The 12,668-nt window shown below is 67.6% G+C and carries 8 protein-coding genes and 1 tRNA gene; 5 read left to right on the top strand and 4 right to left on the bottom strand.

The genetic code is table 11. The annotated features are described in order from the left end of the window. Positions 1 to 24: 24 nt before the first annotated feature. Positions 25 to 1,248: a nuclease-related domain-containing protein gene (locus NBW77_RS01715; protein WP_250279190.1), complete on the bottom strand. Its 1,224-nt coding sequence runs from the start codon at positions 1,246 to 1,248 to the stop codon at positions 25 to 27. A 446-nt stretch (positions 1,249 to 1,694) separates the two neighbouring features. Here NBW77_RS01715 and NBW77_RS01710 point away from each other — a divergent pair, with 446 nt between their 5' ends. After that, complete coding sequence (locus NBW77_RS01710) at positions 1,695 to 4,019, top strand: heterodisulfide reductase-related iron-sulfur binding cluster (protein ID WP_242605531.1); 2,325 nt, start codon at positions 1,695 to 1,697, stop codon at positions 4,017 to 4,019. A 126-nt stretch (positions 4,020 to 4,145) separates the two neighbouring features. Here NBW77_RS01710 and NBW77_RS01705 read toward each other — a convergent pair whose 3' ends face one another. Next, entirely contained in the window at positions 4,146 to 5,963 is a 1,818-nt protein-coding gene (locus NBW77_RS01705) for a phosphatidylglycerol lysyltransferase domain-containing protein (protein WP_131745194.1), read from the bottom strand. A gap of 306 nt (positions 5,964 to 6,269) precedes the next feature. Here NBW77_RS01705 and NBW77_RS01700 point away from each other — a divergent pair, with 306 nt between their 5' ends. Further along, the gene (locus NBW77_RS01700; RefSeq protein ID WP_131745054.1) at positions 6,270 to 7,073 is read left to right on the top strand and encodes an HAD family hydrolase; all 804 of its coding nucleotides are present in this window, start codon (positions 6,270 to 6,272) and stop codon (positions 7,071 to 7,073) included. Continuing rightward, the gene (locus NBW77_RS01695; RefSeq protein ID WP_250279189.1) at positions 7,070 to 9,430 is read left to right on the top strand and encodes a glycoside hydrolase family 65 protein; all 2,361 of its coding nucleotides are present in this window, start codon (positions 7,070 to 7,072) and stop codon (positions 9,428 to 9,430) included. The genes NBW77_RS01700 and NBW77_RS01695 overlap by 4 nt, the downstream gene beginning before the upstream one ends. Before the next feature lie 38 nt (positions 9,431 to 9,468). On the opposite strand, the gene dcd is transcribed toward NBW77_RS01695, so the two are convergent. Continuing rightward, positions 9,469 to 10,068 (bottom strand): dCTP deaminase, encoded by a 600-nt coding sequence (gene dcd / locus NBW77_RS01690; RefSeq protein WP_131745055.1) that lies wholly within the window; start codon positions 10,066 to 10,068, stop codon positions 9,469 to 9,471. Positions 10,069 to 10,217: 149 nt separating this feature from the next. Here dcd and NBW77_RS01685 point away from each other — a divergent pair. Next, positions 10,218 to 10,291 (top strand) — tRNA-Gly (locus tag NBW77_RS01685). Positions 10,292 to 10,491: 200 nt separating this feature from the next. On the opposite strand, the gene NBW77_RS01680 is transcribed toward NBW77_RS01685, so the two are convergent. Beyond that, complete coding sequence (locus NBW77_RS01680) at positions 10,492 to 10,851, bottom strand: winged helix-turn-helix transcriptional regulator (RefSeq protein WP_242605532.1); 360 nt, start codon at positions 10,849 to 10,851, stop codon at positions 10,492 to 10,494. Between the two features lie 275 nt (positions 10,852 to 11,126). On the opposite strand from NBW77_RS01680, the gene NBW77_RS01675 reads away from it, so the two are divergent. After that, positions 11,127 to 12,626 carry a pentapeptide repeat-containing protein gene (locus NBW77_RS01675; RefSeq protein WP_131745057.1) on the top strand — a complete coding sequence of 500 codons (1,500 nt, stop codon included), beginning with the start codon at positions 11,127 to 11,129 and terminating at the stop codon, positions 12,624 to 12,626. Positions 12,627 to 12,668 lie beyond the last annotated feature (42 nt).

The following is a 12,668-nucleotide window of genomic DNA, read 5'->3' as shown; positions in this document are numbered from 1 at the left end:
TTGAGGGAAGGCGCGTGATCCGGTTCAGGCGCCGGCCGGGCCCTCGCGATCCGATGGGTCACTGCCCGAGTCGTCGGCGGAACCGTCGGGGTTACGGGGAGCTCTGCCCGGAGCCGGCCGCAGCGGGCGAACCGCCCGGAGCACCCGACCGCGCCGCCGGCCGTCCGCTGCGCCGTCGGCAAGGCGAACCGGGCTCGGGTCGTCCGGGCCCATCAGCTCGTTGACAAGATCGTCGCTTTCGTCCCCGTTGTCGTCGTCGCCATCGGTTCGTGCCGCCGGGATGGCGGACCGGCCGCTCGGCTCGGCGATGCGCGCGAGATCGGTCTCGATCTGCGCCAGCTGGTCCAGCATGCCGGTGGCGTCGCCGTCCCGTTCGCGGATGGTGCGCAGGGCATCCATGACAGCGAGCCACTGGTTGCGGTCGACGGCGAGGTGGCCGGCAGGTCGATCGAAGGAGCATGGCGGGAACAGGCGTTGGACGGCGGCGACCACCTTCGTCACCTCGGCCGGGTTGAGCCGGTCCGGCCGGGCGCGGACGTAGGACACGAGGTCCTTCAGGCTGATGAGGGTCACGCCGTCGATCGCGCCGTCGCTCCACATCACGCCCGCCTCGACCATGACCAGGATGGGCGTCACCGGAACTTTGATCATTGGCATGGCTGTGCGCGCCTGGCTACGCGTCTCGTCCCCGAGCCATTTGGTCAGGTCCAGCGGTTTCTTGAGGGACTGCCCGTCGACCTTCGCCCCGTCCTTGGCGTAGCGCACCGCGCCGGTGGAGGCGTCACTCATGATCACCATGACCCCGCCGGGCCCGACCAGCAGGTGCCCGATGTTCGCCTCGGAACCGGGCACCCGGCGATCATGCATGATCACATATCCGTACCGGCGCAACCTGTTGATCGTCCGGGCTGTCCTGCGTTCGGCCTCGGCTCCCTCCCTCAGTGCCTCGATCTCAGGAACCGGATCGAACGACTTGCCGATCACGACCAGTGGCCAGCCGAGCTGGATCACCAGGTACACGGACACGGCGACAGTCGTGGGTAGGTTCAGGCCGGTCGCGGCCAGTACCGCGAAGAACAGCCCGATCGGCAGAGCACGCAGCGCGGCGCGGGGCACGGTGTGGGTGAGCCGTTCGCGCCGCATCAGCGAGTGTTGCTCCCGTGCCTGCCGGTATGCCAGCTCAAGGGAGTAGCCGGGGCGGTCTGCGGTGTTGCCGCGTAGCGGGCTCCTGATCGGGCTCTTCGTCATACTCGCCATCGTGTCCACCAGGATCGTGAGGTCACGCCGTTCGGAGCCCGACCCCTTCGCCGAGCGCCGAGCGTCGTCGCGACAGCGCGCACGTGTGTTACGGGCCGCACCCATCCTGCAACCGGACCCCATCTCTCGACAAGGGAAACCCAACATTTGGTCCGAGTTTCCCGGGGTTGGCGGGACGTTGGTCCGGTATGGCTCCGTAGTGGAGGCGCCACGAAAAGCGATATTTTGCTCCGGATGGCCAGGTGCGCCATGGTCGGGTGTTGCTCCGATGCTGTTCGGGCCACATGGCGGCAACGTGTGACCCGCGCTAGGAGGAAGGTGGAAATGGCCCGGTTGTGGCTGCCGATGTAGGTGCAGAGGCGGCGGGCTGGCTCAACGCGCAAGTTACCGACCAGTAGCGGTAGGCTACGCCGTCGGTAGGAGTAACAGGAGGATGAGTGAGACTCGCTATCGGTGGAGTGATCACCGTTGTCGCTCTTGCGGTGGCCGGACGCCGGTTCTACTGGCTCTTCAGGCTGATCCGCCAGGGCCAGCCGGCTCCCGGTCGGTTCGACGGGGCCGCTGAGCGCCTGTGGAGTGAGATCAGCGAGGTCGGGGGGCAGCGGAAGCTGCTGAAGTGGACGGTCCCGGGGCTCGCGCACGCCTTCACCTTCTGGGGCTTCACGGTCCTCATACTGACCGTGATCGAGGCGTTCGGTGCGCTGTTCGACCGCCACTTCCACATTCCGCTGTTCGGCCACTGGGCGATGATCGGCTTCATCGAGGACTTCTTCGCCGTGGCGGTCCTGGTGGGGCTCGCGGCCTTCACGGTCATCCGGCTGCGTAACGCCCCCGCCCGCCTCGAGCGCAAATCGCGCTTCTACGGCTCACACACCGGCCCGGCCTGGGTCATCCTCGGGATGATCACATCGGTGATCGTCACTCTGCTGGTCCTGCGGGGCGCCCAGTTCAACGCCGGCACCCACCCGCAGGGCGACACCAGGTGGGCGTTTGCGTCCTACCTGGTCAGCCGGCCACTGGATGTCTTCTCGAAGTCGACCAACGAGCACATCGAGACCGTCTTCCTGCTGCTCAACATCGCCATCATCATGGCCTTCATGGTGCTCATCGCCTACTCGAAGCACCTGCACATCTTCCTCGCGCCGATCAACGTCATCACCAAGCGTGAGCCCAAGGCGCTCGGCCGGCTCGGCAGCACCCCCGACATCGAGAGCCTGATGGAGGCCGAGGACCCGATCGTCGGCGTCGGCAAGGTCGAGGACTTCTCCTGGAAGGCCATGCTCGACTTCTCCACCTGCACGGAGTGCGGACGCTGCCAGAGCCAGTGCCCGGCGTGGAACACCGGCAAGCCGCTGTCACCGAAGCTCCTGATCATGGATCTTCGTGACCACCTGTTCGCGAAGGCGCCGTACCTGCTCGCGGCCAAGGCAGCCGACGGCGAGCAGGCCCCGGCCAAGGCGGCCACCGGCGCCACCGAGGACGCCTCGGGTAAGCACACCGTGCACCACGTCCCCGAGTCGGGCTTCGGGCGGGTGCCCGAGCCGGGCCAGCCGCAGGTCGACCGTCCCCTCGTCGGCACGCAGGAGGAGGGCGGGGTCATCGACCCCGACGTCCTGTGGTCGTGCACCAACTGCGGCGCCTGCGTCGAACAGTGCCCGGTGGACATAGAGCACGTCGACCACATCATCGACATGCGCCGTTACCAGGTGATGATCGAGTCGGCGTTCCCGAGCGAGGCCGGCGTGATGCTGCGCAACCTGGAGAACAACGGCAACCCGTGGGGTGTCTCACCCCGGGTCCGCACGGAGTGGACGGAAGGCCTGGCGTTCGAGGTCCGGGTGCTCGACGACGGCGAGGCCATCCCGGACGACGTCGAATACCTGTACTGGGTGGGCTGCGCCGGCGCGATCGAGGACCGCGCGAAGAAGGTCTCCCGGGCGTTCGCCGAACTGCTGCACATCGCCGGGGTGTCGTTCGCCATCCTCGGCACGAGCGAGTCCTGCACCGGTGACCCGGCCCGCCGGCTCGGCAACGAATACCTGTACCAGGAGATGGCCAAGGCCAACATCGAGGTCCTGAACGCCGCGGCCACGAAGAAGATCGTCGCTACCTGCCCGCACTGCTTCAACAGCCTGGCGAACGAGTACCCGGCGCTCGGCGGGACCTACGAGGTCATCCACCACACGCAGCTGCTCGGCAAGCTCGTCGAGGACGGCAGGCTCGTCCCCGTCCAACCGGTGGACTCCTCGGTCACCTACCACGACCCGTGTTTCCTCGGCCGGCACAACCAGGTCTACACACCGCCGCGGGAGATCCTGGCCAGCATTCCCGGCATCCGCAGCCAGGAGATGCACCGCTGCAAGGAGCGCGGGTTCTGCTGCGGTGCCGGTGGCGCCCGGATGTGGATGGAAGAGAAGATCGGTAAGCGGGTCAACGTCGAACGGGTGGACGAGGCGCTCGCGCTGGACCCGGACATCGTCTCCACGGCCTGCCCGTTCTGCATCGTCATGCTCACCGACGCGGTGACCGAGAAGAAGCAGTCCGGCGGGGCGAAGGAGAGCGTCGAGGTTCTCGACGTCTCCCAGCTGCTCGCCCGCTCACTGGCCGCCCCGGTCCCGGTCGGGGCCGGCGTGCCCGCATCCGGGGTCGAAGTTGCCGCGGACACCGCCGGATCGGCGAACGGTACGGGACCGTCCGGCTCCGGGTCCGGGTCCGGCTCCGAGACGTCGGCCGGCGGGAGCGGAGCCCGGACGGGCGGCTGACGTGATGCGGTCGACCTGACCTGGCCTGATGCCCGGGACGATGTGAATCCGCTGTCGTGCGGATTCACATCGTCCCGGGCGTTTCCTCGTTGCCCGTCCGTCGGTTGCCCGTCCGCGGACGGGCACTCAGCAGGTCGGGCGGCGGCGCCTGGACGGCAGGATCCGGCGCAGGACAGGACGAAGCCCGAGCTGCGGCCAGACCAGGAACGCCTCGGCCTCGAGCATGGCCAGGGCGATGCGAGGAAGATCCCGGTTAGCGGGGAAGCAGATGTAGCGCGGCGACCACTCGGGTTGGAACTTCGCGTTGAAGCGGTAGAGGCTGTCGATCTGGAACCAGCGTGAGAGGAAGACCAACAGCCACCGGAACCAGCGGGTGACCGGCCCTGCGCCGAGTCTCTGGCCGCGCTCGAGCGCGGACCGGAAGAACGCGAAGTTCAACGACAGACGTTCCACATCGAGCTTGCCCGCGGCCCGCACGGCCGAGACGATCAGGAAGTCGTTCAACCCGTTGTCCGCATCGCGGTCGCGCACCATCAGGTCCAGCGACAGACCCCGACGTCCCCACGGGACGAAGTGCAGCAACGCGCGCAGTTGCGGCGTGCAGCCGTCGCCGGGCGCATCGTCCCCACCCGCATCGTCCCCACCGGGATCGCGCCCGCGGTCGTCGTCCGCACTGTGCCCGTCCGTACTGTGCCCGTCCGTACTGTGCCCGTCCGCACCGCGGTCGAACGCCATCACCACGACGCAGTCGTCGTCGGCGGGCTCGCCGATCCGACCGAGGGCCATCGAGAAGCCGCGTTCGGTCTCGGTGCCCCGCCATGCCTCCGCCTGGGCCTTCAACCGCTCCCGCTCCTCGGCGGGCAGTTCACGCATCCGCTGGGCCCGGTAGGTGTAGCCGGCACGTTCGACCCGGCCGACGGCCTGCCGCACGTTGCGCATGTCACGGCCTTCCAGGGTGAAGGCCGTGACATCGAGAACGGCTTCGTCGCCGAACTCCAGCGCGGTCAGGCCGGCGCGTTCCCATGCCTTGCCACCGGTCTCGGAGCAGCCGATGACCGCTGGTATCCAGGCGTGTTCGGCGGCGATCCGCAGGAACTCCCGGATCGCGCCCGGCCATGCTTCGTTGTCGCCGAGTGGGTCGCCGCTGGCCAGCATCACGCCGGACACCACCCGGTAGGCGACGCAGGCCTTCCCGGTCGGCGACCACACGACAGTCTTGTCAGCGCGCATGGCGAAGTACCCGAGCGAGTCGGTGTCCCCGTGCCGGGCGAGCAGCGCGCGCATCCGCTCGATGTCGTCGGTGGACAGTCTCGGCCGGGGCTCCGGTGGCCGGAGCGCCAGGTACACGACGGTGACGATGGTGAGCAGGCCCATGGCGAGCAGGACCCGGGTGACCAGGTCGGAGAACCGTTCGGAGGAGAAGCGCAGCGGTCCGTGGATGCCGGCCAGGCCTTCCACGATATGGGTGACCTGGGCCGACAGCGGATGTGGGCCGACAAGGCGCCCGGCGCCCATCCGCAGGAGGACCATGCCGACCGTCACCGAGGCCGCCACGAGGGTCAACCCGACCCACAGTGCCCGCCACCGGGTGGTCGGATCACCCTTGGCCTGGAACTCGCGACGGGTCAGCAGCAGTCCGATGATCAGAGCCGCGGACGCGGCGGCCTCCTCGAAGTCGAGGCCCTTGACCACATGCAGGACGACGCTGGCCCCGAGCAGGGCGACAACGCCGTGCCAGGCGCGGCGTTTGCGGTGGCGCAGCCCGCGTGCGAGCAGGAGCAGCAGGAGCCCGACCACGACCGTGAACGCCGCGGCCTGCCTCGACGCCGCCCCGGGCAGGATCTGGCGCAGCACCTCGAGGCGGCTACGCCACTCGGGGGTCACGGCGGACACGATGTCGATGAGGCCCGCGACGAACACGAGGGCAGCAGCCACGGTCGGCACCCACGGGCGGTCCCACGCCGGTAGTGCCGAACGCACCGGCCGGAACAGCTGGGGGTTCTTGTCCCCGCCGCCGCTTGCGTTCCCGTTCCTGTTATCGCCGGCCATGCCGCCACCACCGTGCTGTTTGATGTCGGCGGTCCTGGTTGGCCGGCCGCCGCTGCTGACCGTTGTCACGGACGGTGTCCTCTCTCCCCTGCCAGGCCCGCTTCTGAGCGCCCGCGCGACGGTACCTCGTTGGTCCGGAGAGCGGACGTGGGCATCCTGGGGTAGTAGGACACCGTCTGGACCGGTGGGAGGATGGGACGGATGCTCGGACTACCCGAACGCATCAAGGCATGCCTCTTTGACCTGGACGGCGTGCTTACTGCGACAGCCGCCGTTCACGCAGTCGTGTGGAAGGAGACGTTCGATCGCTTCCTGCGGCAGCGCGCGGAACGTGCCGGTGACTCTTTTGCCCTGTTTGATATCGCTGATGACTATCCCACCTATGTTGACGGCAAGGCGCGAGCTGACGGGATCCGGTCATTCCTTGCATCCCGGCATATAGAGCTGCCTGCCGGTGACCCGCGGGATCCACCATCCTCCCAGACCGTTCACGGCCTGGGGAACCGTAAGAACGAACTCCTGTTGTCCAGGATCCGCCACGGTGGGGTTGCCGCGTACCCCGGGTCCGTACGTTACCTGCGTGCGCTGGACCGTGCGGGCGTTCCCCGCGCGGTCGTCTCATCGAGCGCGAACTGCGCGGACATCCTGGCCGCCGCCGGCATCGACTGCCTGCTGGACGTACGGATCGACGGTGTTGTCGCGCAACGCGAACACCTGGCAGGCAAGCCCGCACCGGACACCTACCTTGCCGGGGCCCGTGAGCTCGGTACCGAGCCGTCACGGTCAGCGGTCTTCGAGGACGCGCTCGCCGGGGTCGAGGCGGGGCGCACCGGCGGGTTCGGCCTTGTCGTCGGCGTCGACCGGGTCGGGCACGCCGACGCCCTGCGGGCACACGGCGCCGACGTCATCGTCTCCGATCTTGCCGATCTGCTGGGCAAGGACGACAGCGGCTGCGAGGAGAGCGGCGACCGGGACGACAGCGGCGACAGCGGATGCCGGTCATGATCGGCAAAGTGTCGTTTCCGGTCGAACCGTGGTGCCTGCGCGAATGTGGTCTCGACCCGGATCAGCTGGCCAAGTCGGAGTCGCTGCTGGCCCTGTCCAACGGGCATATCGGGCTGCGGGCGAACCTGGACGAGGGCGAGCCGCACGCCCTGCCGGGCACCTACCTCAACTCCGTCCATGAACTGCGCCCACTGCCCTACGCGGAAGCCGGCTATGGCTACCCGGAGTCCGGTCAGACCGTCATCAACGTCACCAACGGCAAACTCATCCGTCTGCTGGTGGATGATGAACCCTTCGACGTCCGGTACGGAGACCTGCGGGAACACGAACGGGTGCTGGACTTCCGCGCAGGTGTGCTCAGCCGGACGGCCGAGTGGGTGTCACCGGCGGGCCAGGCGATCCGGGTTTCGTCGGTGCGCCTGGTGTCTTTCGTCCAGCGGTCGATGGCGGCGATCTGTTACGAGGTCGAGCCGCTGGAGGCCCCGGCGCGGATGGTGGTGCAGTCGGAGCTGGTCGCCAACGAACAGCTGCCGCCGCAGAGTGCGGACCCACGGGCGGCGGCCGTTCTGGAAGCGCCCCTGCTGGCGGAATGGAACGGCAGCAGCGGCCCTCAGGTCGGGCTGGTGCACCGGACGCGGCACAGCGGCATCCGGGTCGCCGTAGCCATGGACCATGTCATCGAGGGTCGCCCCGGGATGGGTGTGACCACTGAAAGTGATGATGATTCCGGTCGGGTGACCGTGACCGCCATGCTGCCGGCGGGACGCAAACTGCGGCTGGTCAAGTTCATCGCGTACGGCTGGTCGGAGCAGCGGTCCCTGCCTGCCCTGCGCGACCAGGCCGCCGCCGCGCTGACCGCGGCACGCCAGACCGGCTGGGCGGGGATGCTCGCCGAACAGCGGGCGTACCTCGACGACTTCTGGTCTCGGGCCGACGTCGAAGTCGATGGTGACGCGGAGGTGCAGCAGGCCGTCCGCTTCGCCCTGTTCCACGTCCTGCAGGCGGGCGCGCGGGCCGAGCGCCGGCCGATCCCGGCGAAGGGCCTGACCGGTCCCGGCTACGACGGCCACGCCTTCTGGGATACGGAAAGCCACGTACTGCCGGTACTCGTCTACACCACACCGCACGCCGCGGCCGACGCCCTGCGGTGGCGCCACGCCACCCTGCCGATGGCCCGGGAGCGGGCCCGCCTGCTCGGCCTGTCCGGTGCGGCGTTCCCATGGCGGACGATTCACGGGGAGGAGTGCTCCGGCTACTGGCCGGCGGGCACGGCGGCGTTCCACGTCGGGGCGAACATCGCGGACGCGGTCGTCCGGTATGTCTCGGCCACCGAGGACGACGTTTTCGAGCGGGACGTCGGCCTGGAGCTGCTGGTGGAAACAGCCCGGCTGTGGCGGTCCCTGGGCCACCACGACCTGGACGGCCGCTTCAACATCGACGGGGTGACCGGACCGGACGAGTACAGCGCTATCGCGGACAACAACGTCTACACGAACCTGATGGCGCAGCACAACCTGGTGGAGGCGGCGAACGCGGTCCGGCGACACCCCGACAGGGCGCGTGAACTGGGTGTGGACGCGGAGGAGACCGCGTCCTGGCGGGACGCCGCCGAGGACATGTACATCCCCTACGACGAGAAGCTGGGGGTGCATCCCCAGTCGGAGGGGTTCACCGGCCATCAGGTGTGGGACTTCGCGCACACGCGTCCCGACCAGTACCCGTTGCTGCTGCACTTCCCCTACTTCGACCTGTACCGCAAACAGGTGGTCAAGCAGGCCGATCTGGTGCTGGCGATGCAGCGCCGGGGGGATGCGTTCACCGACGAGCAGAAGGTACGTAACTTCGCGTACTACGAGGCGTTGACAGTCCGTGACTCTTCGTTGTCCGCGTCCTGCCAGGCGGTGCTGGCCGCCGAGGTCGGCCATCTCGGTCTCGCCCATGACTACCTGCGGGAGGCCGCCCTGGTGGACCTACGCGACCTGCACGGCGCGGCCGTCGACGGCCTGCACATCGCGTCGCTGGCCGGAAGCTGGATCGTGCTGGTCGAGGGATTCGGCGGGCTGCGCGACCACCCGGGGGTCCTGTCGTTTGCGCCCCGCCTGCCGGAGGGGATCAGCCGGCTGGCGTTCGTCCTGTGCCCGCGGGGACGGCGGCTACGGGTCGAGGTCACCGACTCCACCGCGTCCTACACGTTGCTGCGTGGTGATCCGATCGAGATCGTCCACCACGGTGAGGCGGTGGAGGTGTCCGTCGAGCGCCCGGTATGCCGTGACGTGCCGCCCATGCCGGCCCGGCCGCGTCCCGCCCAACCGGCCGGCCGGCAGCCCGTGCGCTTCCGCTCTCAGCCGACCGGTTGACTGTTCTGCCGCGGGGATCGACCTTGTGTCACGTTCCGTTACTCCGGGTCGCGGTCGCCCGGGGGGACGGCGGCGCGGGTGAAGTCGCGGTAGGCACGGGACGGGGTCGGGCCGCGCTGGCCCTGGTAGCGGGAGCCGTACACGGTCGAGCCATAGGGATGCGTGGCCGGGGAGGACAACCGGAACAGGCAGAGCTGGCCGATCTTCATGCCCGGCCAGAGTTTGATCGGCAAGGTTGCGACGTTCGACAGCTCGAGGGTCACATGGCCGGAGAAACCCGGGTCGATGAAGCCCGCGGTGGAGTGGGTGAGCAGGCCGAGACGCCCGAGGCTGGACTTGCCCTCCAGCCGGCCGGCGAGGTCGTCCGGCAGCGTGATGACCTCCAGCGTCGAGCCCAGTACGAACTCACCCGGATGCAGGACGAACGGCTCGTCGCCGTCCGGCGCGATGAGATCGGTCAGGTCCTCCTGCTCGATGGCGGGGTCGATGTGGCTGTACCGGTGGTTCTGGAACACCCGGAACCACCGGTCGAGCCGCAGGTCGATACTGCTCGGCTGGACGAGCGCCGGATCGTACGGCTCCAGGCACACCCGTCCCACGGTGATCTCGGCCCGGATATCCCGGTCAGACAGCAGCACGTCCCAGCACGCTAGCGGCTCGGGGTGTCCGCCGCCCAGGCCGGCCGCTTCCGCCGTACCACTTCGGGCCGGTCGGCGCGGCTCCGGCGCGCCCGGCCGGGTCCTGGACGCGGTGCCGCCGCGAGACTGTACGATGCTGTTCGTACTACGCGGGCGTAGTTCAGAGGCAGAACACGAGCTTCCCAAGCTTGCAACGCGGGTTCGATTCCCGTCGCCCGCTCCACTCGGGGTGAAGTGTGTCAGACAGGGTCTGACCTGCTTGTTTCGCATTGTCTGCCCAGGGGGCCGAGTCCCCTGGACCCCCCATGGTTCTATGGTTGAGAGTTTGCCGACCTTCGTTCGGCGTCGCAGTCGGCCGCGATGTTCGCGGCGAGCGTCAGACCGGCGTGCCGGCTGGCGTCCACCAGCCGCGGCGGCTCCAGTTCAGGTTGCGCGGAAGTAGCGGCGTCCGGGATCGCGCGGACCCGCGCCGAGCTCTCGGACAAGTCCGCGTTCCACCAGTCTGGCCAGGCGGGTCCTGGTGGCGCGGGTGGACAGTTCGATCTTCTTGGCAATCTCGCTTGTCAGGGCGCCGTGGTCAGTGAGTGCGTCGAGGATCGTCTGGTCTTTCGGGTCGAGCGAGGGCGTGCCGACCCGTGCCGTGAACAGGGTGACTCGGAATCGGGTGGGGAACAGCCGGTCGCGGTCGATGTCGCGCCCGAACAGGAGGGCACCCCCGACCGTCGGGACGGTCCGGCGGTTCAGATTTCCTCGGAACCGCGTGCCTGTCGCACAGGTCAGCATAGGCCCCGACCGGAGGGTGACGGCGGGGACGGCTGCCGTCGGCATCCGCGGCGCGTCGGGTCATTGTGGCCGGCGCGGTCCATGATTGGCAACTGCGTCGGAGCTCCACTCTTTGTGTAAGTATTGCATCATTGGATGCGGGCGGCGGTTGAAACCGGACGGGGAGGGCGTGGTTGTTCGACAGGGAGCTGACCGGGGGCGGGCCTGTCGACCGGCTCCGACTGGTCCTGAGCCGGGGGTTGCGCGGACTCCGCGGCAGGCCGGTGGCAGAGCCTGTGGGTACCGAGGCGACGGGCCCGCGACCGGCCGTGCAGGAGCTGGAACGGCGCATCGCTGACATCCAGGAGCGTGTCAACCTACTGGCGGCAGAGTCCGATTCGCTGCGGCGTGACGATGATGCTTTCTCACCTGCGGGACAGATGGTCTGGAAAGACATCAACGTCCGCTGGAAGGCGGTGAACAATGAATATGAAGAAGCCCTCGCTCTGTATGAAACTGAAATCGACCGCCCGCCTCACGACCATCCTCTGGTGTCTTTCCTGAATACGGTTGGTGTCGAGGGATGGAACACTTGGCGACGACAGGAATCTATATACCTGGAGCTGTCCGGGGTTTATCTGACCGGAAGTTATAAGGGCATCGATCTGTCGGGGGCCGACCTCACCGGCGCGAAGCTGCACTTGGCCGATCTGACCGGCGCGGACCTACGCGAGGCCAAGCTCATGGGGGCCAACCTACGCCGAGCGAAGCTGACTGGAGCAAACCTGGCCGGGGCAAACCTGTCCGGTGCCGACTTCCACGACGCCGATCTGCGAGACGCGGACCTTACCCGAGTTTCCGCCACACCGTCGGATTTCACCCGGGCAAATCTCACAGGCGCCGCTCTCGTGTCGGCCGAGCTGATCGGAGCCAGCTTCAGGGATGCCGATCTCACTGCTACCGACCTCACCGAGGCGAACTTCTGCACCGCCGACATGGATAACGCGGTCATGCGTCGGGCAGCTGCACCCCGGGTTGACTTCACAGGCGCCAATCTAAGTGGTGTGTGCCTAGCGGATGCTGTTCTCCGCGGTGGCAGCCTTGCGCTGGCCCGCCTGGTCGATATGGATCTTTCTGGTGCAGACATTTCGGGCTGCCGTGTCTATGGAAGCACCGTCTGGAAGACACGACTAACGGGAACGATGCAGCAGGACCTGGTTATTACGCCAGCCGACGAAGAGTCCGCGTTAACGGTAGATAATATCGATGTCGCCCAGTTCATGTACCTGTTGTTGAACAATGAACGGCTGCGGGACGTCATCGACACTGTGACATCGAAAGTTGTGTTGATCCTTGGTCGATTCTCCGCCGATCGTAAACCGGTGTTGGATTCCCTGCGGACCGAGTTACGCCGGCACGACTACCTACCCGTACTGTTCGACTTCGCGCAGCCGTCCCGGCGGGACTCTACTGAGACCGTGAGCGTTCTGGCCCACCTGGCACGTTTCATCGTGGCGGATCTCACTGATCCCAGCAGTGTGCCACATGAGTTGGCAACGATTATTCCCCAGTGCATTGTCCCGGTGCGGCCGCTCCTGGCAGGATCGAATTTTCCGGATCTTTCTGATTCTTCTCCCAACGCCGCCTACGGAATGTTCATCGACCTACAAAGAAGATATCATTGGGTACTGCCAATTCTGCACTACGAGAACCAGGATACCTTGCTGGCGACGCTGGACAGCTCAGTCATCAGGCCGGCGGAAGATAAGGCGAGGGAGCTGGACCTTCCACGGTAGTGGAACCGGCCGGGTCGCGAACCCGGGGATGGCACTTCTCGC

The sequence above is a fragment of the Frankia sp. Cppng1_Ct_nod genome (assembly GCF_920656135.1).
GTDB lineage: Bacteria > Actinomycetota > Actinomycetes > Frankiales > Frankiaceae > Protofrankia > Protofrankia meridionalis.
This window is presented reverse-complemented; position numbering and strand designations above follow the sequence as displayed.

Bases quoted from the DNA above. Each gene is read 5' to 3' on its own strand.
- NBW77_RS01715 (WP_250279190.1), bottom strand. From the start codon at position 1,248: ATGACGAAGAGCCCGATCAGGAGCCCGCTACGCGGCAACACCGCAGAC.
- NBW77_RS01700 (WP_131745054.1), top strand. From the start codon at position 6,270: ATGCTCGGACTACCCGAACGCATCAAGGCATGCCTCTTTGACCTGGAC.
- NBW77_RS01695 (WP_250279189.1), top strand. From the start codon at position 7,070: ATGATCGGCAAAGTGTCGTTTCCGGTCGAACCGTGGTGCCTGCGCGAA.
- NBW77_RS01680 (WP_242605532.1), bottom strand. From the start codon at position 10,851: ATGCTGACCTGTGCGACAGGCACGCGGTTCCGAGGAAATCTGAACCGC.